The 24,843-nt window shown below is 50.2% G+C and carries 24 protein-coding genes and 1 pseudogene; 9 read left to right on the top strand and 16 right to left on the bottom strand.

Annotation, left to right across the window (positions count from 1 at the left end):
- Positions 1-20: 20 nt before the first annotated feature.
- Complete coding sequence (locus HS1genome_RS03380) at positions 21-1,208, top strand: aminotransferase-like domain-containing protein (protein WP_126449615.1); 1,188 nt, start codon at positions 21-23, stop codon at positions 1,206-1,208.
- Here HS1genome_RS03380 and HS1genome_RS03385 read toward each other — a convergent pair.
- The 5 genes from HS1genome_RS03385 to HS1genome_RS03405 all read right to left on the bottom strand — a co-directional run bounded on the left by HS1genome_RS03385 (position 1,202) and on the right by HS1genome_RS03405 (position 7,583).
- Positions 1,202-1,702, bottom strand: coding sequence for an OsmC family protein (locus HS1genome_RS03385; protein ID WP_126449616.1), 501 nt, complete (start codon positions 1,700-1,702; stop codon positions 1,202-1,204). The two genes, HS1genome_RS03380 and HS1genome_RS03385, sit on opposite strands and share 7 nt — an antisense overlap.
- 2 nt (positions 1,703-1,704) lie before the next feature.
- The gene (locus tag HS1genome_RS03390; protein ID WP_126449617.1) at positions 1,705-2,355 is read right to left on the bottom strand and encodes a cyclase family protein; all 651 of its coding nucleotides are present in this window, start codon (positions 2,353-2,355) and stop codon (positions 1,705-1,707) included.
- Positions 2,356-3,424: 1,069 nt separating this feature from the next.
- Positions 3,425-4,417, bottom strand: coding sequence for an ABC transporter ATP-binding protein (locus tag HS1genome_RS03395; RefSeq protein ID WP_126449618.1), 993 nt, complete (start codon positions 4,415-4,417; stop codon positions 3,425-3,427).
- Positions 4,414-6,162: an ABC transporter permease gene (locus HS1genome_RS03400; RefSeq protein WP_126449619.1), complete on the bottom strand. Its 1,749-nt coding sequence runs from the start codon at positions 6,160-6,162 to the stop codon at positions 4,414-4,416. The genes HS1genome_RS03395 and HS1genome_RS03400 overlap by 4 nt, the downstream gene beginning before the upstream one ends.
- On the bottom strand, positions 6,123-7,583 hold the full coding sequence (locus HS1genome_RS03405; RefSeq protein ID WP_158613708.1) for an extracellular solute-binding protein: 1,461 nt from the start codon (positions 7,581-7,583) through the stop codon (positions 6,123-6,125). The genes HS1genome_RS03400 and HS1genome_RS03405 overlap by 40 nt, the downstream gene beginning before the upstream one ends.
- Before the next feature lie 272 nt (positions 7,584-7,855).
- On the opposite strand from HS1genome_RS03405, the gene HS1genome_RS13155 reads away from it, so the two are divergent.
- The 3 genes from HS1genome_RS13155 (at position 7,856) to HS1genome_RS12340 (ending at position 10,099) form a co-directional block, all read left to right on the top strand.
- Positions 7,856-8,122, top strand: a complete 267-nt coding sequence (locus tag HS1genome_RS13155) for a hypothetical protein (protein WP_126449621.1) — start codon at positions 7,856-7,858, stop codon at positions 8,120-8,122.
- A gap of 336 nt (positions 8,123-8,458) precedes the next feature.
- Entirely contained in the window at positions 8,459-9,562 is a 1,104-nt protein-coding gene (locus HS1genome_RS03415; RefSeq protein ID WP_158613709.1) for an alkaline phosphatase family protein, read from the top strand.
- Positions 9,563-9,598: 36 nt separating this feature from the next.
- Complete coding sequence (locus HS1genome_RS12340; protein ID WP_197721520.1) at positions 9,599-10,099, top strand: polysaccharide deacetylase family protein; 501 nt, start codon at positions 9,599-9,601, stop codon at positions 10,097-10,099.
- Positions 10,100-10,469: 370 nt separating this feature from the next.
- Here HS1genome_RS12340 and HS1genome_RS03425 read toward each other — a convergent pair whose 3' ends face one another.
- The 7 genes and pseudogenes from HS1genome_RS03425 to HS1genome_RS03455 form a co-directional block, all read right to left on the bottom strand.
- Positions 10,470-10,823 carry a cupin domain-containing protein gene (locus tag HS1genome_RS03425; protein ID WP_126449623.1) on the bottom strand — a complete coding sequence of 118 codons (354 nt, stop codon included), beginning with the start codon at positions 10,821-10,823 and terminating at the stop codon, positions 10,470-10,472.
- A gap of 96 nt (positions 10,824-10,919) precedes the next feature.
- Positions 10,920-11,654, bottom strand: coding sequence for an ABC transporter permease (locus HS1genome_RS03430; RefSeq protein WP_126449624.1), 735 nt, complete (start codon positions 11,652-11,654; stop codon positions 10,920-10,922).
- Positions 11,635-12,458 (bottom strand): annotated as a pseudogene (locus HS1genome_RS03435) (ABC transporter ATP-binding protein). The gene HS1genome_RS03430 and the pseudogene HS1genome_RS03435 overlap by 20 nt, the downstream one beginning before the upstream one ends.
- Positions 12,459-12,862: 404 nt before the next feature.
- Entirely contained in the window at positions 12,863-13,279 is a 417-nt protein-coding gene (locus HS1genome_RS03440; RefSeq protein WP_126449625.1) for a hypothetical protein, read from the bottom strand.
- Between the two features lie 14 nt (positions 13,280-13,293).
- Positions 13,294-13,857, bottom strand: coding sequence for a hypothetical protein (locus HS1genome_RS03445; protein WP_126449626.1), 564 nt, complete (start codon positions 13,855-13,857; stop codon positions 13,294-13,296).
- 203 nt (positions 13,858-14,060) lie between these two features.
- The gene (locus HS1genome_RS03450) at positions 14,061-15,158 is read right to left on the bottom strand and encodes an MFS transporter (RefSeq protein WP_158613710.1); all 1,098 of its coding nucleotides are present in this window, start codon (positions 15,156-15,158) and stop codon (positions 14,061-14,063) included.
- A gap of 37 nt (positions 15,159-15,195) precedes the next feature.
- Complete coding sequence (locus HS1genome_RS03455; RefSeq protein ID WP_126449628.1) at positions 15,196-15,588, bottom strand: hypothetical protein; 393 nt, start codon at positions 15,586-15,588, stop codon at positions 15,196-15,198.
- Positions 15,589-16,030: 442 nt separating this feature from the next.
- On the opposite strand from HS1genome_RS03455, the gene HS1genome_RS03460 reads away from it, so the two are divergent.
- Positions 16,031-16,225 carry a hypothetical protein gene (locus tag HS1genome_RS03460; protein WP_229768112.1) on the top strand — a complete coding sequence of 65 codons (195 nt, stop codon included), beginning with the start codon at positions 16,031-16,033 and terminating at the stop codon, positions 16,223-16,225.
- Here HS1genome_RS03460 and HS1genome_RS03465 read toward each other — a convergent pair.
- Complete coding sequence (locus HS1genome_RS03465; RefSeq protein ID WP_126449629.1) at positions 16,213-16,590, bottom strand: RidA family protein; 378 nt, start codon at positions 16,588-16,590, stop codon at positions 16,213-16,215. The genes HS1genome_RS03460 and HS1genome_RS03465 overlap by 13 nt on opposite strands.
- Before the next feature lie 601 nt (positions 16,591-17,191).
- The gene (locus tag HS1genome_RS03470; RefSeq protein WP_158613711.1) at positions 17,192-18,019 is read right to left on the bottom strand and encodes a CBS domain-containing protein; all 828 of its coding nucleotides are present in this window, start codon (positions 18,017-18,019) and stop codon (positions 17,192-17,194) included.
- 76 nt (positions 18,020-18,095) lie between these two features.
- On the opposite strand from HS1genome_RS03470, the gene HS1genome_RS03475 reads away from it, so the two are divergent.
- Positions 18,096-18,566, top strand: coding sequence for a hypothetical protein (locus HS1genome_RS03475; RefSeq protein ID WP_126449631.1), 471 nt, complete (start codon positions 18,096-18,098; stop codon positions 18,564-18,566).
- Here HS1genome_RS03475 and HS1genome_RS03480 read toward each other — a convergent pair.
- Positions 18,560-19,723 (bottom strand): MFS transporter, encoded by a 1,164-nt coding sequence (locus HS1genome_RS03480; RefSeq protein ID WP_126449632.1) that lies wholly within the window; start codon positions 19,721-19,723, stop codon positions 18,560-18,562. The two genes, HS1genome_RS03475 and HS1genome_RS03480, sit on opposite strands and share 7 nt — an antisense overlap.
- 167 nt (positions 19,724-19,890) lie before the next feature.
- Here HS1genome_RS03480 and HS1genome_RS03485 point away from each other — a divergent pair, with 167 nt between their 5' ends.
- Positions 19,891-21,285: a TldD/PmbA family protein gene (locus HS1genome_RS03485; RefSeq protein WP_126449633.1), complete on the top strand. Its 1,395-nt coding sequence runs from the start codon at positions 19,891-19,893 to the stop codon at positions 21,283-21,285.
- Entirely contained in the window at positions 21,285-22,538 is a 1,254-nt protein-coding gene (locus HS1genome_RS03490; protein ID WP_126449634.1) for a TldD/PmbA family protein, read from the top strand. Before HS1genome_RS03485 ends, HS1genome_RS03490 begins: the two co-directional genes overlap by 1 nt.
- Here the strand turns inward: HS1genome_RS03490 and HS1genome_RS03495 are convergent.
- Positions 22,535-23,407 (bottom strand): NAD(P)/FAD-dependent oxidoreductase, encoded by an 873-nt coding sequence (locus HS1genome_RS03495; RefSeq protein ID WP_126449635.1) that lies wholly within the window; start codon positions 23,405-23,407, stop codon positions 22,535-22,537. The genes HS1genome_RS03490 and HS1genome_RS03495 overlap by 4 nt on opposite strands.
- Before the next feature lie 460 nt (positions 23,408-23,867).
- Here HS1genome_RS03495 and HS1genome_RS03500 point away from each other — a divergent pair, with 460 nt between their 5' ends.
- On the top strand, positions 23,868-24,470 hold the full coding sequence (locus HS1genome_RS03500) for a hypothetical protein (RefSeq protein ID WP_126449636.1): 603 nt from the start codon (positions 23,868-23,870) through the stop codon (positions 24,468-24,470).
- The last annotated feature ends 373 nt before the right edge of the window (positions 24,471-24,843 follow it).

Consider the following 24,843-nt stretch of genomic DNA (forward strand, 5'->3'; position numbering starts at 1 on the left):
TTAGGTTTTTAACTTCGCTTATGGACTTTCCGAAACTCCTGACGGACGTTCCCAAAAAGGTGGAGAACAAGGACTTAGACAACATCCTGGCCTACACTGTCAGGCAGGAAGTCATCAACTTAGCTGGTGGACTACCAGATCCCTCTGTGTTCCCTCACGAGCAACTGAGGGATATAGCGGAGAGGGTCCTCAAGGAGAACTTCGACAAAGCACTCCAATACTCTCCCGCAACGGGAGTTCCAGAGTTCAAGAAGGAGATCGTGTCTTACCTTTCTAGGGGACTCGGGATCACCGGGATCACTGAGGACCAAATCCTCGTCTCCTCTGGTTCGCAAGAGGCGCTCTTCGCACTAGCGATGACGACAGTAAGCCCTGGTGACTACGTCTTTACAGAGAACCCTACTTACTACGTAGCGGTGAGTGTGTTTAGGGCCTTCGACTCGGTTCTCTCGGGAGCACCAATAGTGAAAGGTCAATTGAACGTGGACCTGTTAGAGGGGAAGGTCAAGGAGACCCCACCAGAGAGAAGGAAGTTAGTTTATGTCATGCCGAATGCCCAGAACCCCACAGGTGCGTCCATGTCAGAAGAAACGAAGAAACACCTCCTAGAGGTGGCTGAGAGGTACGATCTGACGATCGTGGAAGACGATCCCTATAGTTTGATAAACTACGAAGGAAAGACTCCAAGGCCCCTGAAGGCGATGGACAAGGAAAACAGAGTGATCTACATGTCGACCATGAGCAAGGTTCTGGCCCCAGGTCTTAGGTTGGGTTGGATGGTGGCAGACCCTTACCTCGTCAAAGCAGTCACCAACGTGAAGCAGGTGATAGATCTCAACACTAACACCCTGTCCCAATACGTGGCTGCGTACGCCCTCAAGTCTAGAGTAATAGAGAACAACTTGGAGAATGTGAGGCGTGTTTACACGTCGAAGAGGAACGCCATGGTGGACGAGTTGAGCGAGGTGTTCAAGGACAAGGTGGAATTCGTGAAGCCCGAAAGTGGTATGTTCGTCTTCGCCTTATTTAAGGGGGTGAACACTAGAACCGCTCTGGAAAAGGCCATAGCTAACTCGGTGCTTTACTTACCTGGAGATTCCCTATACGTCTCTGATCCTCAATACAATTCTGCCAGACTCAACTTCACTTACCCTAGTGAAGATAAAATAAGGGAGGGAGTGAGGAGGTTGAAAAAGACCTTCTACTGAACCTGTCTCGTCTCCACATCGATAGGGTTCCTTATGGCGTAGAGGGCCGGACAGCGGGTCGCGGCCTTCTTCACCTGTTCCCTCACGTCCTTGTCTGCCTCAACCTCTAAGACCAGCTTCCTTATTATAGGGGAATCGGACGGTGCGACTACTGGTCCGACGTCGTAATAGACGTGCCCCTTTATCCTGAGCCTTTCTAGCTTAACTCCGTCAAGGGCGCACTGAATTGCCAATGTGGAAGCGTAACAGGACATCACCCCGAAGAGTAGGTAGCTGAGGGGCGTAGTGTGGACTCCCTGCCCTCCAAGTAACTTGGGCTCGTCTGCCGTAACGAGGAACTTGGAGAGGTCGGACCTAAGTTCGGCCACGAACATGGGACTTCCATCTAATCTAAACTCTCCCTCTATATGCTTCTCAACCCTGATTCCTCCTTCTTTCTCGGCCTTCCTTTTGGCCTCTAGGACTGCGTCCAAATCTATGTTGTTTACTCTCATGATTACTCCTCTATGGCCAGCACTCTAGCTGAACTACCACTGGCACCTTGAATCTTCAGGGGCAACGCAGCTACCGTGTACCTCTTACCTTGTTGCAGTTGATCGAGGCCGTAGAGGTCCTCGATTATGGCAGCTCCGGCCCCTAATAAGAGCTTGTGAACGTGAAAGTCCTTGTGTTCGTAGGGCTCTATACTCAAAGTGTCAATTCCCACTAGTCTGACCTTGTGGTCCAACAAGAATTGAGCTGCGTCGAGTGTGAGGCCTGGGAAATCGTAGAGGAACTCCCTGGTGAAAGCCCTCTTCTTGCTCCATCCGGTGTTGAAGAGGATGGTTGCCCCGTCGTACTCTGGCTTCCAGAGCGATTTTATGGCCTCGGCGGTGATTTCCTTACCCCTGAGCGGAGGGGAGAGACAGTAACCGTCGTTCACCAAAACCGAGAGCTCTAACCTATCAACAGTGGCCCCTCGTTCATCGAAGTGATAAGGAGCGTCCACGTGTGTGCCTGTGTGGGTAGAGAAAGAGAGAGTCTCTATGCTGTAACCGTCCCGGCTAGCTATCCCTGTTGGTACGATCTCTACAGTTGGATGGGTGGGCCAGACTGGCATGTGTGGAGCTAAAGTTACACTCAGGTCGAAAATCTTTCTCCTATTCATTTTAACCCAGTCCACCATCTTACTATAAAAATAAAAAGGATTTTGAGCGTCAGCTCTAAGCTTTCAAGGACTTTTTCCTCAGATTTGAATGGAGTTGGGATCCTGACCTAGAGTAGGGCAAGGAGAACGTCTCTCAACCTAACTCTGGCGAATAGTCGTAATTGAGTCAGATAGGGGTGAACCTGGCCGTCTTTCTGTTCACTACACCACAGAAAGGAGTTGAGGAGCTTTGATGGTACGTTATCAGCGCTAGGGACATCTCTAGTCCAATGTTTCCTCGAGTACTTCCTGGGTTGAACGTGTGAGAAGTAGGTCCCAGGGTATTTAGTGAAGTCGTTTCACGAGGATTTGAGTATTTCAGGATCATCTAAGTTTTTCTAGACGTCCCTTCCTTCGATGTGAACTACCCCGCCCTAACGGACGGGGCATCTCCCGGTGGGGATTTCCTGCTTCTCGGAGGAACCTCGATCCCCCTTCACCCACAGCGGAGGTTCCATCGAACGGAACCGTCCTGTGATGCCCCGTGTGGAAGAGAGGTTACGGGGGGTTTCCTCTCCACGGGCGTGAGTTCCCCCAGTCCCGAGGGTGCGACCCAGCTCTCACAGCCGAGGTCTAAGGAAATTTAGACATGCAAACATAAAACGTTTCTATAAGGGGGCCATCCGTCCCCTCCCTTACGGAAGGGGACTTTCGCCCCCTCAACCCCCGTTAAACTTAGCTCTTTCCCGCCTACCTTTTTCCGTCTTCGATAGGAACGAGGAGAGTCCCCCGATACGTCCGTGGGTGAGGGATCATTAAGACGTCTACCTTGCCTTAAAGACGCTCCTGAGTTCTCTCGTGAAATATGACCCGTTACTACGTTGACTTCTCGTGGATGAAGTCCCCCAGGATCGAGGGCCTGTAGGTGGGCTATGAAGCGTTAATAGACATAGTTTGATGCTAGGGAAGAGTCGTCCCAGAACTCACAACCGAACGATGATGTTATGAAGCGACCTGGATTTTTATTATTCTAAATCAGATTTATAAAATAAAATTACAGATACTTCCTTTAAAAACTATTTAAATAGTACTACTCTAACAGTTTGCCTGAAGGGGAATAGCGTAGAAACCTCCTGGGGCGCACCTTGACTTCCTGCCCCTCCATAAGTTCTAGCTCCGGGGATGCCACCACCTTGACGGATAATTCCCCTGACCTAACGTGCACTATTGTACTCGATCCTTGGTACTCCAAGGAAGATATCGTTCCCTTCACACAACCCACACATTCACTGACCAGCTCAGCGTCCTCCGGCCTGAAGGCCACCCACTCGTCAGAGTTCCCTCCAAATACTGAGGAAGGGACGAGGTTGATCGTTCCCACGAAGCCAGCCACGAAAAGTGTCCTAGGCCTGCGGTAAATCTCGTGAGGTGTTCCCTTCTGTTCCACTAGGCCTCCGTTCATCACAACCATCTCGTCTGCTAGGGCCATGGCTTCTGACTGATCGTGTGTCACGTGAAGGACTGTTATTCCAAGCTTACGCTGGAGAGACTTCAGGTAGGACCTCAACTCGATCCTAAGCTTCGCGTCCAAGTTAGATAGTGGCTCATCTAAGAGAAGTAGCTTAGGCTCCTTGACTATTGCTCTCGCTAGGGCGACCCTCTGTTGTTGTCCCCCAGAGAGTTGCCTCGGATGTTTGAATAGAAGCTCCCCTATTCCCAAAATCTGAGCCACCTCCTTTACCCTCTTTTCCACTTCCTCCTTCTTAAGGCCCTTCACCGTTAGTGGAACTGCTATGTTGTCGAAGACGTTGAGGTGAGGGTAAAGGGCGTAGTTCTGAAAGACCAGCCCGACGTTCCTTTTCCAAGGCGGGTCGTTCGTAATGTCCTCACCATCAAGCACGATTTTCCCGGCATCTACTTTCTCCAAGCCCGCAGTCACTCTGAGGAGCGTGGTCTTGCCTGCCCCTGAGGGGCCTAGTATGACGTTGTAGGTCGCCCTTTCGAATTCGAGCTGCTCGACGTTAAGTACTACTGCACTCCCGAACTTCTTCACTATTCCCTTGAAGCTGAGGAAACCGGTCATCCTTTGAAACCACCTACCCTGTAGAGCTTATCGAGTCTGTTCCTCATGAAGTAGAGAAGGATTACCGCGGGGATAAGACTTATCATACCAGACGCAGCCAATGCACCATAGTGAACCGACTCGTGACCTAGGGTCGCCCCTATGAATATGGAGAAGGTCTGGGCTCCATAGGGTGAGAGTAGGTTCATGTTAAACGGAGAGTAACTCAGAACCAATGGGAATATGAGGGCCCCCCAGGAGATCAGGAAAGAGTAGAGGACCGCGACTGCTATGACGTCGGAGCTGGAGGGGAGTATCATCCTGAAGAAAGCGGTGACCTTGTTCATTCCGTCCACTTGAGCGGCCTCATCGACGTGAGCCGGGAAATTCCTGTAGAAGTTGTAACACATCCAAATGACCACAGGAAGGACGAAAACGGGGTAGGACAATATGAGAGCCCACCAAGTGTTCACCAAGCCGAGGAAATTCATTATTTCATATATTGGAAGCATGAAAATTATGGCTGGCAGAGAGTAGATGAAGAGAACGAAAGTGAGGAAAGCCCTACCTCCGAACCCATATCTCGACATTGCGTAAGCGGCGGGAGCTCCTATGAGGACGGTAATCATGAGGACACCGGCGGCAGTGATGAGGCTGGAAACGATGTAGGGAAGTCCCTGAGTCAACGCATTGAGGTAGTGAACCAAGGTCGGCTGGGAAGTTAAGATCACTGGAGGTATAGAGAACACCTGAGAGTAAGGTTTTATCGACTCCAAAACTAACCACGCCACTGGGAAAAGGAGGAATAGGAGGTACACGGCCGTCACAGTACCTACGGCCCACCTGGGCGACGAACTGTTGGGGAACTTTACCCCTACCCACTGCCACCTCGACCTTCCCCCAGATTTTCCTCCACCCAACATGGAGCGAACGAAGAGGTAGGCCAGAGCGGTAGACATACCGCTCATTATGAGTATCAAGACAGCCGCGTATCCTATTATTCCACCGAAGAACTGCTGGTAGGAGTAGTAGGCGAGGTCTACAGCCGTCATCGGTGGCATCTGCCCCTCGGTCACGAATATGGGATCGAACGTGAAGGTCGCGAAGATGAGCATGAGAACTAGGGCTGTGAGGATGTTGGGTGCGACGTAAGGTAGATCCACCTGCATGAACTTCCTAATTCCCACCAGGCCGTCCATATTCGCTGCCTCCTCTATTTCCCGAGGAATGGACTTCAGTCCGGCGTATATCACCAAGGTGGCCAAGGGGAGGCTCTCCCAGACGTCCATTATCACGATCATCCATATGCTCGTGAACCAATTGAACCTGGCGAAATAGTAGACAGGCCCGTAGAACGGATTCAAGACGAGTTCCCACGAAACGGCTGCCGTCACGAAAGGTATGAACGAAGGTAACATGAAGAGGACCAGGAGTAATTTCGAGTCGACCCGCTTCAGTATCGAAGCGAGAGGGAGCGCCAAGGCTACGTCTATGAGAGGTACTGTAACCATGTAGATTACGGTGTTAACCAACACTTTTCCTATGAAGGGATCCGTGGTTAAATCGAGGTAGTTGGACAAGCCTGCCCACACGAGGGCTCCTGTGGTAGTCTCCTTTTGGAAGGTGAGGACTACGTTCCCTACTATGGGGTAAACTGTGAAGACTAGAAAATATACTAGGGCGGGGAGCGCCAAGGCCGCGCTCCACTTGTCCGCTCTTAGTTTCGTTACAGCACCACCTGCTGCTGTTCTATGTATGTCATCCACTCCTTGGCTGCTGTATTCAAGGCAACAGTGGCATTTGGTTGAGAGCCAGTTAAGTAATCGTAGACCTGGGTGTTGAACTCGGGAATTAGGGTCTCGGAGAAGGTTGATATCCTTGGCACAACCGCGGCGAGCCGAGGAGGTATGACAGCGGTCTTCAGGAAGGGCACGAAGGGTCCTAACCAAGATAGGTTGGAGTTCTGGCTAGCCTCAGCTATCCCGGTGTAGGTACCTGGAATGTAACCTAGCTGTTGGATCCCCTTCTGGTACTCCTCATTTGAAAGCGCGAAAGCAACGAACTCGGCCGCCACCTTGGGGTCGGGACCGTACGGATTTATCCCGAGGAAGGTTGGAGCTAGTCCTGTAGTCTGTCCAGGTAGGAGAGCTATTCCGAGGTTCCCTGCTATCTTTGAGACAGAGGAGTTCTCGTATATTGGGATGAAGCTGGTCCAAGCTATGAACATTGCGTATTGTCCAGTTAGGGGGAAGTGTTCCTGCTGATCGTAACCTATTGGCTGGACGGTGGGAGACGGCTCGAACTGGATTAGCTTCTTCCATATTTGAAGGGCCTGCACTCCAGCAGTGCTGTTGAAGGTTGTGGTCCAAGTCCCGTTTAGGTAGGCAAAGTAGGAGTAGAAGCCTGGGGGGGCCGGAGTGTAACCTGGGGTGTGATCCTGTTGCTCGTAGTAAGCTATTAGGGGAGCGGCCATGTCTATTATGGCGTGGTGAGAACTATCTGGTATGAGAAGGGCGTACTGGGCCGCGTGGGTCTGGTTAATGAACGAGGCCAAGTCGTAGAGCTGGGTCCACGACGTGAGGTTCTCCGGACTGAAGGGGAACCCGTATTCGGCCTCGAATTCCTTGGCCAGAGTCGCGTTCTCGAATATGCTTTTCTGGTAACCCAAAACGTACCCGAACACGCTATGTATCGGAACTCCAACAACCGAAATCACTGAACCGTTTGCTGCGTAGTAGTAGCCTCCGGCTTCCATCTCTGACAGGATTAGGTTGGATCCGTTAATTATCGGATTTGAACCGTTCATGAATTGCTCCAAGTTCATTAGGTAGGGAGCTAGGTCAGGCGCCTGAGACGGGTAATACATTATTATGGCGGGTTGAGGTGCCTTACCTTTTAGCGCAGTTAAAGCTGTAGTCACCATGTCACTGAACCCTACGGGTTCCAAGTTGATGTTGACGTTGGGGTGGAGAGCGTGAAAGTCCTTGGCCACAATTGATAGATACTGCTGAGTTTCACTTCCGCTGTCCACCATCACGGTCAGTGTGATGGGTTTAGCCACGGCCGCTGTGCGAGAGGCGTAATAGGCGTAACCTCCTCCCGCGGCCAAGACTACTATAACCACCACTAAAATCGCCACGGTTAGCTTTCCTATCCCCTTCCTCTTGGGGATCGAACTCTTTCTCACACGTGAATCGTGAACTTTAGGGGTATAAATATTATCATAAGGTTTAACTCCTCTGGGTGATTCGGCTTCCATTGAGCTTGTCCTACAGTTCAACTATTTCTAGTTTCCCTCATTAGCCAGCGTAACCTCATTAGCCTATATAGATTCCCGCTTTTCCACGCGCTTTCGCGTTTTACAAAAATTGGGGGTTCAAAGGGGCGGAAAGCCTCGCCTTTCACGGCGAGGATGGATAGCCCCCTTGTATTTATACTTCTTTGTTAAAATTTCTCTTAGTGGTACTAACGACGCTCCTCCCCAGCTCGATCGAGGGCTTAATGGGACTGAGGGAGGAGCAACCATCGTCTCTCTTCTCCCTTAAGGGACTAGAGCTTTGCGATGAAAGTCCCCTCCTCTTCAAATGGGAGTGGACCTCTGATCCACTCGACTGCCCACCAAACGAGAGATGTAAACCCGAACCGATGGTGGGAACGACGAGCCCTCTGGATGGGAACCCTCGCCCTTTAGGGCGGGGAGGAAGTCAGACGGACTACCTCCATTAGTATAGACTTTGCGAGTAACTTCTTCTATTTTCTTACCCGGGCCATCGGAGACATTAGTCACTTTATAGTGGTTATTGATACAATCAAATCCAACAAGGCTGGTCCAAGGAACAGATGGAAACGATTGAGATCTCCACAAGAGTCTTCTACTTACGAAATTGATCTATTCCACATTCCATATATTTTTCTCTTCGATGTGTGGTCCCGATTATATCGAGAAGTTCCTCACCAAACTTCCCCTTTCTACATCTCCTCTCACCTAGAGAAGGCCTACGTTTTTCACGTGCTAATCGAGGAGTATGGTTACTTTTTACTCGGCTCTGTACCCTGTACAACGTGCTTTACCCTGACTACTTTAGAGACCACAACCTCTATTCCTTGGCTTCTGGAATAGCTAACTTCCTAAATGTGAAGAGGGGGAGAGGCAGACCGGTAGAATTAGGAGGAAGGAGGTTAGTCCTTCTTTTATTTGATGGATTAGGGTGGTCCACTCTTCAGAAATCGGGATTCGTTCCTCCGTCAGGTTCGACCCTTGAGAAGTTCACTACGGTCTTTCCCTCAACCACCTCCACCGTCCTCACTACCCTCTTCACAGCCCAGACTCCAGGAGAGCACGGTGTACTAGGCTATACCTCGTTCTCGAGAAAGATAGGTTCCACTGTAATTCCGATAAAGTACACGTTCTCTGGGTTAGGAGAGAGGGATTCCCTCAAGGAGATAGGACCTTTCGAAGGATTATTTCCAGGTGTGAAGCCCTACATCTGGGAAACGCAAGCTAAGGTCGCTTCAGTCTTACCTAAGGGAATGGAGTCTTCCTCCTTCATAAACACGGTACTCAGGGGGGCGACGATTAGAACGTCCTCCAATTTCTGGGACTCGTTCGAGAGCCTCGATTCGCTACTGTCGGCCCAAGATAGGTACGACTTCATTTACGTATACCTATCGGAGGTGGACTTCCTCTCTCACAAGTACGGTCCCACATCTTGGGCAGCCCTGAGCTCATCTAGGGAACTTCTCGAGGCAACAGCTAGGATGGCCGAGAGGCACAGAGATTATTCCTTCGTCGTGACGGCCGATCATGGCCACGTGGACTCTAAACGGGTCTTCCTGAACCGCGACCAAAACCTCCTAGATATGCTAGATTTACCTCCTTATGGAGACTCAAGGGCCATCTTCATGAAGTCCAGAAGAGAAGTAGGGGTGTACGTCAAGGAGAAGTACCCACAGCTGACACTCTTCGGGCCTGACTCCTTCGACTCGCTGTTTGGCGGAGTCTGGGAGAGGAAGGACATGCCAGACCTAGTTGCTGTTCCCAAGGACGAGTCGGCGTTCATTTTCTCACCTAAACTTAGAGATCCAGAGTACGAGGCCCTCAGGGGGCACCACGGTGGACTGCTGCCCGACGAACTAGAGATCCCAGTCTTGAAGCTCAACCTATGAGGAAAACCAGAATGATGGGCCTGGACATCGATAGTTGTGACAAAGAAGGAGATATTCGTAGCTTACGACGTCGACGTCGTGGCGGGATGGCTAGTATCCTATGGAGGGCAGGACTCCCCTCACGACATCTCCAGGAGAGCGTTAGCTGGAGAGGTGGGAATACCGAGGTTGCTTAAGCTCTTCAGGAAGTACAAGCTTAAGACGACTTGGTTCATTCCACGCCACTCCATAGAGAGCTTTAGGGAGCAAGTGGAGGAGGTCGTGAAGGACGAAAAGGAGCTAGGAACACACGGTTATTCCCATGAGAACCCAGTGAGGCTCAGCCCAGAACAGGAAGAGGAAATTCTAGTCAAGTCCTACAAATTAATTAAGGAAGATCAGGGGATACCACCAGTGGGAGACACCGCCCCCTGGTGGAAGATGTCTCAGAACACAGTACCTCTCCTCTTGAAGTACGGTTGTAGGTACGATAGGAGCATGGCTGATAACGACTTCCAACCATTTTACGCTGGGGTAGGGAGGCCTTCGCGAAGGTAGATTACTCCAAGTCGGCCAGAGAGTGAATGAAAACGACAAACCTTGGATATCCAGTTGACTTGGTCCAGTCTATTGCCAACTGGTACCTAGACGACCCTCCTCCCATGATGTTCGTCGAGGCCTCCCCTAACGGTTAGTGGTTTACCAACGCTAGAGACATAGAACAAATGTGACGGGATCAGTTCGATTGGATGTGCAGGGAGATGGACTACACCGTCTTTCCACTAGCTATACACCCAGACGTTAGTGGAAAGGGAGATGTGTTACTAACGCATAAGAGACTAATAGAATACTTCCTTAAGATATCAAGGGGTTGAATTCAGGCCCTACGCCGAGCTGGCCGAAGAGTTCAGGAGGAGATTTCCCTTCCCTAAGTCCTCCTGAGGTACGTATCTTTCCCCTCAAGCCAGTCCCTGCGTATTGGACTGAATATGTCCACCTCCTCTGTGTCCTCTAGGGCGGTCGCAGCGTGGGGAACGTTAGACGGTATGGGTAGCACCTGGCCCTCACCTACAACCACCTTCCTTCCTTCTATCTGAAACTCCAAGGCTCCCTTGAACACCCAGGTTATCTGTTCACTCTCGTGGTGGTGCTCGGGAACGAAGGTCCCCTTCCTCAGGAAGAGTTTGGCCACCATTACGTTGTTGAGATAGACTAGCCTCCTTGAGATGTTCGGTGAGACCCACTCTTCTGTCACTTGATCCCACTTGATTTTATCTATCATAGTGAAGGTTACACCTCAATAGATTATAAATGTGCAGGTCTTACGCTTTATTAGAAGACTTCACAGATCGACAACCTGAGCTTCAGAGTGAATGGTTCACACTTCTCTCCATCTGGAGAACCTCACTGCTAGGACGGGGTAAACTACTGCTTCTAGAAACAATATCAAGGTAGGTAGGACGTAGCTTCCTCCCCATAGTCCAAACTGGGATTGGAGTGCCAATGATGCGGGGGTCGAGGGGATTACCATGAGAGCGTCTACCATAGACGACGAGAGGACAGAAGCGGGATAATAGAGAGGAGGAATTATAGTGAAAGCAACTGAGAGGAACCCCGCAAGTCCCCACGCATACCTCACATGTTTAAGAGCTGAGGCTATGAGGAAGGAAAGGGACGAGGAGGACATCATTATTAGAGCTACTACGAGCAACGTCCACAGGGAATTGAAAGGAGTGAACATGCGATACACCTCTCCCAAAGCTATGTAGGTTAGAATGCCTGGTGCCGAGAACAACAGGTTACCTAGAGTCAAACCTAAGAGGTAATCTAAGGGCTTCGCTTCGGTGGCGACCACAAGATCTTGGAGCTTTATCTCTAACCTGAGGAAGGCGAAGTCCCCTATAGAGGTCAACGAGTTTCCGACCACAGTGCCTAGGAGCCCTCCTAGTACCGCATACTGAACTAAAGTACCACGGGAGATCACGTAGATGAGGAAGAGCAAAGACAACGGGCTGACCATATAGGAGAGGACGTAGATTGGTCCTCTTTTCAAAGCAGAGAGGCCGTAGAACCAGGCCAAGGCCGCGATAAACCTAGTTCTCCTGTAGCCCATACAACACGAAGAGGTCGTCCAAACTTATAGGTTTGATTACGTAACCATCACCCACCAGATCCCTCGCCCTCTCTTTGTCGAGATACGCTATCTTACTTCTCCCCACCTTGAATCCCTCCTCGTACCCCTCTACCCTCACCTTTCCCTCCAGAGGTTTCAAGAGGGAGCTAGCGGTCCCGGATACAATAACCCTCCCCTGGTGCATGAGAACTATCTCCTTCGACAATTCACCAGCCTCCTCCATGTAATGAGTGGTAAGTACGACCTGCGCTTTCAGGTTCTTGACTATTGACCACACCTCCATCCTTGACAAGGGATCTAGTCCGGTGGTTGGCTCGTCCAAGAACACGACTTCCGCCTCAGAAGCCAAGGCCATGGCCACGAAAACCTTTCTCTTCATTCCTCCCGATAGCTCATCGCAGGGTTTGTCCTTGAATTCCCAGAGGCCTACTTCCTTAAGACTTCGCCTAGCAGACTCCCCGCCTCCTTAAAGGTCATCCCGCGGGCCGTTAGGTACATTACTACGTGTTCGAACGGACTGGCCATCCCTGCGGGTTTGGCCTCTTGCGGGATGCTACATACGATGTCTCTCACCTTCCGCGCCTCCTTAACTACGTCGTACCCATTGACCTTAGCGTGTCCAGAAGTGGGTGCCAGTTGGGTAGATAGTATCCTCATTAGGGTCGTCTTTCCGGCGCCGTTTCTACCTACTATAGTGAGAACATCGACATTTGAAGAGAAAGTTATCCCCTTTATAGCCTCTAAGTGTCCGTATCTCTTCCTAAGGTCCTGTACCTCTATCATTGTTTATTGTGAAGACTTCACCTGGAAATAAGAGTTGGTGCAGATAGGACCCAGTGAACTGCCCCGCCCTCGAGTACATGGCGGCTTATCGACGAGTCCCACTCCCTCGAGCGAACTCGAACCACGTTGATAGCGGAGGTCGCAAGGGGCCTTGTCAACCGTGTGGAAGGGAGGTTACGAGTTTCGTCCTTCACCGAGTTCCCCGCGGTCACTAGGTATCCACCTTTACGGCAGAGGTGCGATCGCTCTCGTTTCACGAGTGAAACGTTTCTACGAGTGGACCTTCCCTGGAGAGGGGACTTTAACCCCCTCAAACGTCAATAAAGTAAGTTCGCGACATTTTATCTCTAAGTAGAAAACGAAGCATTAAAGGAAGTAGGCGAGGTAGGAAGGGATACGTTGGATCAGTGGTCAGTGCTCTGTTTTCCGTGCCCAACGTAGACTATAGATACTGTTAGTTGTGCCTGTAGGTGTGAAGTCGGGGTCAGCTCCCTTCCGGTCGCGTAAACCGTGACAACGAAGTTTCCCCTTTCCAACCTGACGAAGGCCTCAGGATGGTTCGAGCTGAGGATCACTGCCCTTCCATCCTCCCCCTTATTAAACACCACGAGGACGTGCACATCCGACAATGTGGAGGAATTCCAACTCAACTTAACCTCATATATTCCCTCCCTCGATGCGGTGTAAACGAAGTGGTAAGAGAAAGATACGAAAGCCCCTCTTTGACTTGGATGTATAGGAGCGGACCTAATTACACCAAACCCAAGCACTGCGCTGGCCGCAACAGATAGTAGGAAAAAAATTAGAAGGAGCTTGTTCAATTACACCCCCCAGCCTAGCTTCGGTTCCCGTCACTTTGATTGTCGGCGCCTTGGTTGTTGTGACCGTTCCCGTGATCTCCGTGGTGATCTCCGTGGTCGCCTCCACCCACTGGGTGGATTATAAGCAATGGTAGATTAGTTACGTTGGACGGGCCTATAGGTTGTTGCGCCACTTGGTAGTACACGGTTATGTTCACTGTGTATGTACCGTTAGATAAGTATATCTGGTCGCTATGCACTCCAGTCGGGGAAAGGATCAAGACATTCCCAGACACTTTAACTACGACAGTGAAGTTAGAGAAAAGGTTGCTGAGTAACTCGTCGTGTAGGAGATCTATGGAATAGTTGCCTGACTGCCTAAGAGTTACGGTCGCATTAGTGGTGTAGTTTCCCTTCTCACCAGCACTCAGATTTCCAAGATTCAAGTAGGCTGGAATTATGGTGGCTCTTTGCTCGGTGGCCGCGGGGATGTGGAAAGAAACGTAGGCTAATGGGCCGTAACCCATCACCCCGGCCCCAGCGGCACCTGCCCCCGCCCCTGCTAGGAGCAAGGCTATTGCCAACAGAGTTGTTTTCATTTTCGCTCTGTTTGAGCGCTATTCGTTTTCCACCTTATAAGGTTACGGAACGGAACGGCAAAAACTTCCCGTTCCACTGAGTGATATTTGAAAAATATATCGTTTCATCGGCTACACTTGCTTTTCCCTAGAACATTAAGATAAATTGCAGTTACAGAGTTATTACCAAGTTTTATAGGTATAAAAAATTATATAATAAAGTATTATTTAGTTATTTCAGATCTGAATAGAAAGATGAACATGATAAGCGAAGAAGTATATATTAAACCAAGGAGTTCGAAAGAGAGATAGAAGTTGCCTTCTGAGAACAGGTATCCCGAGACAGATGGCCCAGCCGTCCTTATGTAGGAGTTCACCGCACTGAGGAAGCTATCGGCCCTCGCTATTTCCTCCTTCCTCACCGAATTGGTGAGCATGTTAAGTATGATGGGGTTGGAGAGGTTCGACAGGACGTTCCTAGTCAAGTAAAGTACCACGGCAATCGGAACGATGGGAGAAAACGGCAGGAGAACCGTGGCTAGTGTCTGAAAGCCAAACATAATAGCGACAGCCCTCGCTCCACCGAACTTTTTCCTGATGAATGGTGCTAACTGCAGGGTGCCCGCAACCACCAGCGAAGATATAATGGAAATCAATGATATAGTCTCGCGGTCTAGACTGAACCTGAGGTGCCACCAGAGCGAAAAGAGGGGAAGGACTAACCCAGCTCCAAAACCTATTACCCACTGGAAGGTGAACTTGGAGACCTTCCTGAGGGAAGGTACGTTAAATTCCAGCCTACCGGTGCCGGAATAGTTCTCTTTTACGTAGACGTAAAGGAGCAGAGAAGAGAGTAGCACGAAGACCTCAATTAGGAAAACTGTGGAGTAGGGGAGCAACCCAGAGATCAAGTAACCTATCACACCAAGGGAGATGGCCACGCTAGAGGCCAGACTGAAGGCGCTGGTGCTGTCATCGGCCTTCTCCGCCAACAAGGCGGTTATATTTCCGCCTGTAGTGAACGTAAAGAATACGGCGAAAAGGTAGTAAACTCGAAAGTAGTAAAAGGTGAGGAGAGAAGCTACATATATCGAGTTAAGGACTATTGTTGCCTTTCTTCTTCCCCAGGCATCTCCTATGACTGAGAAGATGTAAACTAGCGTAGAGTTAACAAAGTAGCCTAGGGAGTACAACTCGCCGATTAGGAGTGGGGAAAGTCCTTTAGAGTAGAAAAACAGTGGCACTGCAACGTTATTGGCGCTTATGCATATGGATGGGAGTCCAAAAGCTAGCGCGAGGAGAAGTACCTCTCGCCTTGGCACTAGATTTAAGGGAAAAGAATCTATATAAAACTTGAGTTTAGGCCGCGCCCACTATCGCGTCTATTTCTTTGAGGATGTTGTTTTCCACTTCAGCGTTCCAGATCATCTCTGGTACGTCCACCACGAGAAAGAGCTCCGAGAGTAACACTGCCTCCACTAAGGTAACTCCTATGTGCTGGAGCCACTTTCCTACACCCATGGTGACCTTGAAGCCGTCGGACGTCCTAGAGAAGAGGATTGAAAGGGCTCTATCTGCAGCTATTATGTCCCTGAGGATACCCCCTTTCCTTGCCTGGAGTAGAACACCGTTGTCGGTACTTGCGACCTGCGTTTTCCATCCTTGCGCGCTCAGCCTCTCGGAAAGGGAGTTGGCCAACTGTTGTAAGTCGGCGCTCACGTGATACACTTTCTCTTTCTTAAACAAACCCATTAAGTCGTCTACAACCTGGCCATTTTAAGAATTTTCATAACAATGGAATTTCCCTGTGAGTCGAGCTATTCTAAACGACGACTAAAACGGTAGCGGGTTACGACGTGTCTAAGTGAGGTTGTCCATACAGCGTTCAGGTGACGGAGAAACCTAGAGGCGTAGCGAACCGTCCCCTCTACTACAAACTCCCCTCCTGGCTGGACTGTACCTTGAACGTCTAGAGGAAGGGCCATAGACTTCCCATCGAACGTGAAGAAACCCCTCTCCTTCGTATTGGATCACAAAAGAGAAGCAACGGTGAGGGAACCCCTGAAACTGTGGGGAACCTCAAATAGGGGATCGGAAAGGAGTCTACTCTTCTCCATCAAAGAAGTCCGTCCCCCTCGTTGAGAGGAGGGACGGAAAAGATTAAAAGAGTAAACTTGCAGTAGACTGTTTTAAGGTGGCAGCAGTGCACCACAATACAGTGTTCAAGGGAACCGCCTACACGATAGTCGAAGGAGAAGGGGCGGAAGTCCTCCTGTTGGAGGGAAGACCTATAGCCGCGACCTGCGCAGAGCATGGATCGCACCAGATAGGCGACCTCAGTTGTCCAAGAGTGTGGAGATTACTGGAAGATCTGACCTACGACCTATGAGCTATAGCGGCTACCTCTATTTTGGCCCCTCTGGGGAGGGCTGAAACTTGCACCGTAACTCTAGCTGGAGGTTGTTTAAAGTATTTTCCGTAAACCTCATTGTAATCATTGAAATCCTTCAAATCTACTAGGTACACGAAAGTCATTACTACGTCCTCTAGAGCCAGCCCAGCCTCATCCAAGACTGCCTTCAGGTTCTCCATCACTCTCTCTGTCTGCTCCCTTATTCCTCCCCTCACCAACTCGTTAGTGGAGGGATCCACTGGTATCTGACCAGAGATAAAGAGTGTCTCCCCGACATCCACGGCTTGAGAGTATGGACCTATAGGTGTTGGGGCCTGAGTAGTTCTCACGACCTTCTTCATTGATTGAACACACTCTCAAACCAGTTAAAATATGTTCTACTACGGTATAAAATGGCCCTTCATTTCAGATTCAATGGTTCCTTGTACATTTTCTGTGACTACAGCGGAGAGGTTACCTATCCCACCCACTCGAGGAAGCTTCAGCTCGAACATTTTTCTGGGAAAGCCCAAAACTGAGAGGGGGAGCCCTATAACTCACTCCCACTAGTCAAGTGTTTACCCAGGACGTGACTCATCCACTTTTACTTTCGATTCCTCCGCGAAAACCCCTTGAGTGATCACAAACCTTAAACTCATTGGGCCGGTCGAAGAGGCCGCCGCCCTCCCATCAGACATCCGTCACCCCCGAGACCTCTTGGGCGGTGCCCGTCGTCGGTTGGGAGGGCGTCGCGGGAAATTTCTGGGTAATATAGCACAAACTCAATTAGCATCGAAACGATGCTTAGAAGCAATTAAAAGTAACGAATGCCACACGAACGCGTTAAAGTCTAACACTAGGTGAACCCATTTAAGAAAGAGCTTTCTAGAAGGGTACATAAATTTAGGAGTCTTCCTCACATTCGTAGTACCAATAACGCAGGGCCTTCCTAAGGTTTCAGACTCACTCCTTTTCTCCAGTGGTTCTAAGATGCATCTGGTAATGTAGAGCGAGCAACATGTCCCGCTCAGTTATTATTCCTTGAAGCTCCCCAGAACTCACGACCAAGAGCGAACCTATCTTTTTCTGAACGAGGATCGACGCAGCATCCCTCAAGTCGATGTCTGGATCAACTGTGATCACCCTCCGGTTCATTACGTCTCGAACACGTGCTGTTAATATATTCTTGGGGGAATTATTAATCACAGACTCTGCTAGGGACCTAAGCACGTCCGCTGCCGTCAGCATTCCTATTACCTTCCCATTACTTAGAACCGGAAGTCTCCTGAAACCCCTCCTTACCATCCTTCCTGCTGCGTCCATCAGCGGTTCATCATCGCTGACCACGTTGACTCTCCTTGACATGAACTTCCAGACCGGACCGGTACTAGGGAGTTCCTTGTAAGCCAGCAAGAGCTCCCTCTCAGTTACTAATCCACGTGGCCTCCTCTCCTTGTCTGCCACAGGAAGGGAACCGAAGTTACGAGCCACCATTATGGTCAAGGCATCCATTAGTTCGTCGTCAGGACTCACAGTGATGGGATCCCTGTTCATTACATTAGAGATCTTAGTTGACGCCAGCGATGACACCTCAGCCTCTCGACACCCACTGTAACATTGAGTTATGAAGAAGGATATTAGGTCTCGCGTTGATACGACCCCCCTCACCACTTCGTCTGCTACTATGACTCGCCCTATTCCCCTGTCCCTGACCTTACGTAGGGCCTGACCCACGAGCTCCTCAGGCCTCGACAGCGGAGGATCTGGAATCATGAGTGTAGCGATCTTCATGAAAGAAACTCGCCTAACTAGTATTAAAATGGAGCTTTCGGACAAAGCTTTAACTCCGATCATCGAACCCGTTCCCATGAGGTGGAAGGTAATAGTCCCCGTGGCTACTACAATACTAGCAGTCGTGATAGTGCTTTCGCTTTTTATCGTCGCTAGGGGACCGGATCGGTTTGACGGATTCCAGAGGGTCACCTACCAATACTCCACAGGTCCTTTCATCATGGACGGACTCCACGTTGTAAAGTGTGTCAGTGTTGTATACAAGAACGGCAACTCTACCCTCAGCGGATACATGTTAGTCTTCGGAAACCAGACCGCTGCAGGAGAATTCGCACGTCAGTACGTCTCACTCATAAACGATACCAATGTCAAGGAGATAATGGTGGGAGGGGAAAACGTTACCCTATTTAGCTTCAATGAAGGAAAGGGTTACACTCTGATCGCAGAACAGAGAGGTACATTCATAGCAGTCTCATCCTACGACGTGAGCCTACCTACGCTGAAGTCCTTCTACTTCTTCTTTCTGAGCACCTACGATCCTCAATGATGCCTGGCCACTGCCTCTGCTCTCGAAGGGGGAGGAGCCGAGCTCCTAGCGTCGTCCAGAAAGAGATAGAGGGTGGAAGCAGCCAATCTCCCTAGAGCTGCACTTAAGAGTAACAACCTCAAGGAGAAGGTCTGCCCCAGGGGCGCCAGGAGGGTGGCCATGAGCCCTCCCAAGATCCCTCCAGCCAAGGCACCTACACCTGAGAACGCGTTGTAAAAGGCTATACCCCTTCTCTTATCCTCTACCTTGTCGAACAGATATGAGTAATATGCTGTGGAGGATATGGAACCAGTGAAGCCGGACACGATCTGCGCTCCGTATATGTCGTAAACCGAGGTGCCAAGCGCGTAAGCTAGGGGGAAAGTAACGAGGCCGAGTCTCCCGAGGAACATCATGAACTTCCTGTACCTGTCGACTAAAGCCCCTATTCTCCTCTGGAGGATGAGCGTAGAACAACCAGCTATAACAGAGGTGAGGCCAACCTGCAAAGCGTTCATGTGATACACATACACCTGTGCTAAGGGGAAGAGAGGCCATGCAAAGGCCCAAGTTGCGTTAAACGCGGCGGTGATACCAAGGAACTTCCATACTTTAGGGAGGGAGGGTTTGGAGGGCCTGGCTTCGGCTACTTCCTCCCATCTCAGGGTTAGCAGACCATTAGTTAGGTATATGGAGCCCGATGCTAGGAATACTGGCGCGAAGTTAGAGTAATTTGAGCCAACTAGCAAGCCCGTGACCAAGGTGGCGATCAACCCCCCGATGGAGGAGTAGAAACCGTACTCGGCCAAACGCTTTCCTCTGGCTCCAATGCTGAACCTCTCAAGGACTATGAGCCAGCCGAATGTGGACATCCCAGATAGGCAGGAAATGGCGATGTAGATCCCAACGTATGCCGCCGGGTAATTGATTCCTATAGCTACCATGAGGTACCACAATATCCCGACTGAGACGTCGGCTAGGAGGATCAGTTTCTTGGGGGAGGTCTTTATGGAGGACAGTGCAAGTTGTGAGATAGAAGAGAAGAAGGTGTTAGCGGTGGCTATTATTCCGAGATCTATTCCGTCTACACCCAATAAAGCAGCTAGGAAGTTAACGAAGGGTTGAGTCAGACTTGACGCCAAGGTCTGTAACACGGCATACGTCCTTAGTTTAGCCACGAAGCGACATTCATCACCCTGCCGCTTAAATCAGTGAGGGGACGGTTCCTTGGGGGAAGTTAAAACAGGGTGTGCAGGAGACGACTAGGGTTAGGATCGTGGAAGATCACCCTCTGTATTCGGGCCAACAACGCACAGCTTTTTAGCTTAATAACTCACTTACCGTCATGTCCACTCTCGAGGCTGCTCTACTGAAGGCAGAGAAGTGGGGTGCTCAATACGCCGAGGTGAGGTTCCACAAGAACTTCAGTTCTCAGCTAATTATGCTCAACGGCAACATAATAAGCAACGAACAGGACTCCTCATCTGGCTACTCTCTAAGGACGTATAGAGAGGGACACCTAGACTTCTATTCCGACGACACTAGCCCTCCAGAGCCGACTTCTACACCGATAGGTAGGGGTTGGGAAGTAGGTGTGGACTTGCATGGCGAAGTGGGAAATGTCGAGTTCTCCTACGAGGGGAGGCAAAGCTTCAGAGAAGTGGACCTCGCGGAGAAGCTAGAGCTGTTGAAGGGGATCTTCGATCAGGCGAGGGCACTAAAGTTGAACAGCAAGTTGGAGAGATTGACGTTGAACTACTGGGAGGGAGTGGAGGAGAAAGAGGTGGTGAACTCTATTGGGCTGAGGCTTCGCTCTAGGGTGGGCAGAGTTGGACTATGGTACTCTTTCACGCTTAAGGAGGGAGACAAATACATTACGGCCTCCGTAGAGGAATTCGGAAACTCTGGGGGATTCGAGAAGGTGAAAGAATGGAGGGCCATGGAAGCCATAGCTGAAAGGATCAGATCGGTAGACGATTTAGTAAGTAGAGGGAAGGCTCCCAGCCCAGGAAAGAAAGACGTCATAGTGAGCGGCATGATAGCTGGAATAATAGCCCACGAGTCTGGAGGTCATCCCTTCGAGGCAGATAGAGTTCTGGGAAGGGAGGCGGCACAGGCGGGGAGAAGTTACCTAAACAAGGATTGGATAGGAAGGCGTATGGGAACACGGGTCCTGAACCTAGTGGACGATCCTACATTGGAAGGTAGCATGGGGTTTTATATCGTGGACGACGAAGGGGTGAGAGCCAGGAGGAAGTTCCTGATAAAGGATGGAGTAGTCAACGAGCTCCTCCATAACAGGTTCACTGCTTCGCGTTGGGAAACCAGAAGCAACGGCTCTTCTAGGGCGATGGACTACGAGTCTGAACCTATAATAAGGATGTCAAACACGTTCTTCCTACCAGGTAATGCTAAGTTCGAGGAACTCCTCGAGGACGTGGAGGACGGTGTATTCTTGAAGTCGTACATGGAGTGGAACATTGACGATACGAGGTGGGGACAGAGGTACGTAGGACTTGAGGCCTACGAGGTGAGAAGGGGTGAGTTAGGAGACCCACTTAAGTTCCCGGTGCTCGAGTCCACCACAGGTGAGATATACTCGTCAGTAGACATGGTTGACGATACCCTGACTTTCTATCCAGGAACGTGTGGGAAGGGAGAACCAAGCCAGGGGGTTCCAGTGTGGCTTGGAGGGCCAGACATGAGAATGAGGGGCGTGAGAGTGAAGGTGTTGGAGTGATGGAGGAACAGTTTAAGAGCGTAGACAGTTACGCCGTTCTCACCTTCGAGTATAAAAGGACAATGGTGAAGTTCGCCTCCAACGCTATCACGGTGACCCAGCGATGGAAGTCCAAGGCTTACAGCGTCGTGCTAACTTCCGGTGACAGGACAGCGATAGCCGGAGGAAGAGGGAGCGTAAGCGACGCACTGGAGGAGGCGAGGAGGAAGTTACAATACTCCCAGACTCCTTTCCCAGTTGTCTTTCCTAAGGACGAAAGGAAAGTCGTCAAGAGGATCACAAATGGCGAAGTGGAGGGGGCCGTGAAGGATCCCTCCAAAGTAGTGGAACACGTACTCAACTCCTTCGAAGTGGACACGTACGGTACCATAGACATAGCCCTAATGAGTAGGAAGCTTAAGACGTCTGGAGGATTCGAGGGGGAGGAAGAGAACGCGAATGTGACGGCATACTTTAGAGCCTTTAAGGGGGAGAACAGCGGGAGTTGGGCTTGGTCTGGGAATTCGATAGATTACGTTAAGCTAAGGGATACCGTGCGCAGGGCCACGCGATACGCCGAGCTGAGCGGTGAAGTGAAGATAGAAGACGGACGGTACAACGTGGTGCTGTCTCCCTTAGTCTTCTCGAACCTGATAGGGATCGTGGCCTGGATGTCGTCTGCTATGTCCTTAGAAGTGGGAAGCTCCATTTTTCTAGGGAAAAGACCGGGCGATGCAGTGGCCTCAGAGAGACTATCCCTAGTTGACTCTCCCAGATCAACCTATTTCGGGACGTGGGAATTCGACGACGAAGGAGTAGATACTTACAATAAACCCATAATAGAACGGGGAAAGCTCGAGACCTTCCTGTACAATAGGGCCTTAGCAGAGAAGGCCAAGAGGAAGAGTACTGGGAACGCTGGATGGGTGTTCCCAAGGCCGTGGAGTCTGGAGGTGGGAGAGGGTGATGTAGGAGAAGAATCCCTCTATTCTGGAGCCTCTCTGCTCTTCAACAACAATTGGTACACTAGAATGCAGAACTACGTTGAGGGTACGTTCTCGACCGTCGGAAGGGATGCCATAATCGTGTTAAAGGATGGAAGGGAAGTAGGGATAGCTAGGAGATTGAGAATAGCTGACAGTCTTAGGAACTTGTTATTGAACGTGGAATCTCTCTCGAAGACGAGGTATCCCATAAGGTGGTGGGAGGTAGAGACGCCGACTGTAAGTCCCTTTGCCCTAGTGAGAGGACTACGAATATCCAGGGCCTCTTAGAGGAACGAGAGGATGCCCATCCTACCCTTCCTCCATAGGTAGTACTTCTCAATGAACCTCTTCATCAGTCTCCTAATCGGGGACTTCTTGACACTTACGTAGGTTCCTCCCCAGGGGACGTCGCTCCTAATGTGAAGTCCGAACTTTCCGAAGTCAAGTATGTTGATAAATATAGGCTTCAGGACCTTCGCCCTTCCACTGGCGTTGAGGCCAGCGACTGTCCCCATTCTCATTGCTAGCTCCCCCAACTTAGGGCCTTCCAAGAGGTCACCTGCTACGTAGACCCCTGGTTCCACCTCTAGAGACGGGCCGGGCGAGAGGAAACGACCGATCAGCTCGTGGGGTTCAGGGGCCGTTAACTGGAACTCGCAGGACTCACCAACCCTGACTCCTACTTCACTAAGGGAATCGTCTACTACCTTTGAGACCTCCTCTCCTAACCACGAAAGTGGACTTCCACAGTACTTGACCTCGAGACCCCTCTGTCTGAGGTACAATAGGGCCTGAATAGCAATGTATTCATCGTAATTGTACTCAACTCCTAACGACGGCCTGTTAGAGGACCTCAATTCACGCAGCAACTGATCTAGTCTAGGCCTGCGACAGCCTAGTGCAATAACCATCTTGTCTGCTTGGACTTTTCTTCCTCCCACAATAATCCACTTCCCCTTGAGGTCCAAGTCATTGATGCGCTCAATCACTGCTCCCTTCGGAAGCTTCGAAATGTAAGGGGTGACCCTTAATAAGTTCCGCAGGTAGGCTGTGTAGAACTTGAATGTGGAAGAGTCGGTAATCAAGGTGGCCTTTCCCCTGAGCGCGTAATACGCGTTGACTCCAGCGTATCCGGCTCCAAGTACGAGCACATTCAATTTAATCACCAAGGTTTAGAGTGTCTTAGAGAAGACAGAGAAGAGTTTTAACTGTAGAACAGAAGGAAATCAAACAGGATTTCAGGAGGACAAAGCCAGATGTAATGAAATTTAAAGGAGAGCGTCGCCTGCGAAGACTCGCATCCTTTGTAGATAATTTATACGTTTTGAAAATCTTTTCGTGCCATTATTGCTCTATCCCGAAGGAAGTTCAGGACTGGGCTAGGAACAGCGGGAGCTCCTCCCCCCGGAAACCTGAGGAGTTAAATGGAATCCCTAATTATTCAAATGAGATAGTTAGTCCTTCGAATCTCACTACTCCCTAAGTGAGACCTAAAACTCGAAACGATTGCGGGAGCCGCGAACAACTTTGAATTTAACTCTCAATAGCGAAGGGAAGTCAGAGGTCAATAGAGGTCTCGACATGGAGGCTTTTGTTCCCATCTATCGAAGGAGTTGCGTGGAGTTAGCTTATTCGGAGGAAAGGGAGGTTATACCTTGGTCTGAAGTTAGGAACATAACTCTTCGTAAGGTGAGGGAGGACGAGATCAGGTTCGTTGTTGAGGATGTGGAACTCGCCTACGTCCCTATTCCCCTCCTTCCTCAACTTGGAGAGGTACTTGTCCTATCCAACGGAGCTGTATTCTCGGAGGGGATGGAGATAAGGTCGTGGAGAAGCGGAAATAAGCTGTTCGTACCTAGTTCTCACTCAGTCCACTTTTACTTGGCCAGGCTGTTCACAAACAGGCGATGGATTCCAGTCCAGGATAGAGGATCAGCAGATGCAGAAGTAGTAGAGGAGCCTGGAAATCTATGGGAAAAGTGGAAAGGTAGTTGCGGTGATGTCCCTATTCCATTGAAGGTGGTGGTTTCAACTAAGCTGGATCAGAAGACGTTGTTAGGAATCAAGGTAGAGTTGAGAAGGTCCGCCGCCCTCGCGGAAAATCATGGGAGAATAAAATCAGTGACGAAGGAGATGGGCCTCAAAGGCCGGAGCGCCTTAGAGTGTTTCATAAAGCTATGTGAACCTTTTTGTGGAAGAGCCAAGTTACTTCTCCTATAGCTAAGTGAGGCAGATAAGGAGCCACAATGTGTCCTTCGCTAAACTTCCGCGTCCTCAATACATTGTTTACAACATGCTTACCCATGGCGTAACTTGTTCTCACTCTATATTATCCGAAGTTGAAGGGGAAGACCGTAGTGAGGATCCCCTCATTTAAATTCAACCTCAAGAACTCCCCGTGACACTCTCGATAGCGTGAGTCCCCTAAACGTCCAGGAGAAGGTCCGCGAGGCGCTCCTCCGGCTCGCCTAGCAATATGTAGGTACCGAACTAGATCGGGGTTCGGATGAGTATGGGCGCCTGTGGGCAGGGGACTCATCATACATTCACTTTTCCTGGGGGTGTATAGCAAGTCTTCGACGAAGGGAATCCC

Source organism: Sulfodiicoccus acidiphilus (assembly GCF_003967175.1).
GTDB lineage: Archaea > Thermoproteota > Thermoprotei_A > Sulfolobales > Sulfolobaceae > Sulfodiicoccus > Sulfodiicoccus acidiphilus.

What these genes read in the sequence shown, in the direction of transcription:
- HS1genome_RS03380 (WP_126449615.1), top strand. Translation starts at nt 21, where the DNA reads ATGGACTTTCCGAAACTCCTGACGGACGTTCCCAAAAAGGTGGAGAAC.
- HS1genome_RS03385 (WP_126449616.1), bottom strand. Translation starts at nt 1,702, where the DNA reads ATGAGAGTAAACAACATAGATTTGGACGCAGTCCTAGAGGCCAAAAGG.
- HS1genome_RS03390 (WP_126449617.1), bottom strand. Translation starts at nt 2,355, where the DNA reads ATGAATAGGAGAAAGATTTTCGACCTGAGTGTAACTTTAGCTCCACAC.
- HS1genome_RS03395 (WP_126449618.1), bottom strand. Translation starts at nt 4,417, where the DNA reads ATGACCGGTTTCCTCAGCTTCAAGGGAATAGTGAAGAAGTTCGGGAGT.
- HS1genome_RS03425 (WP_126449623.1), bottom strand. Translation starts at nt 10,823, where the DNA reads ATGATAGATAAAATCAAGTGGGATCAAGTGACAGAAGAGTGGGTCTCA.
- HS1genome_RS03430 (WP_126449624.1), bottom strand. Translation starts at nt 11,654, where the DNA reads ATGGGCTACAGGAGAACTAGGTTTATCGCGGCCTTGGCCTGGTTCTAC.
- HS1genome_RS03445 (WP_126449626.1), bottom strand. Translation starts at nt 13,857, where the DNA reads ATGAAAACAACTCTGTTGGCAATAGCCTTGCTCCTAGCAGGGGCGGGG.
- HS1genome_RS03455 (WP_126449628.1), bottom strand. Translation starts at nt 15,588, where the DNA reads ATGGGTTTGTTTAAGAAAGAGAAAGTGTATCACGTGAGCGCCGACTTA.
- HS1genome_RS03465 (WP_126449629.1), bottom strand. Translation starts at nt 16,590, where the DNA reads ATGAAGAAGGTCGTGAGAACTACTCAGGCCCCAACACCTATAGGTCCA.
- HS1genome_RS03470 (WP_158613711.1), bottom strand. Translation starts at nt 18,019, where the DNA reads ATGAAGATCGCTACACTCATGATTCCAGATCCTCCGCTGTCGAGGCCT.
- HS1genome_RS03475 (WP_126449631.1), top strand. Translation starts at nt 18,096, where the DNA reads ATGAGGTGGAAGGTAATAGTCCCCGTGGCTACTACAATACTAGCAGTC.
- HS1genome_RS03485 (WP_126449633.1), top strand. Translation starts at nt 19,891, where the DNA reads ATGTCCACTCTCGAGGCTGCTCTACTGAAGGCAGAGAAGTGGGGTGCT.
- HS1genome_RS03490 (WP_126449634.1), top strand. Translation starts at nt 21,285, where the DNA reads ATGGAGGAACAGTTTAAGAGCGTAGACAGTTACGCCGTTCTCACCTTC.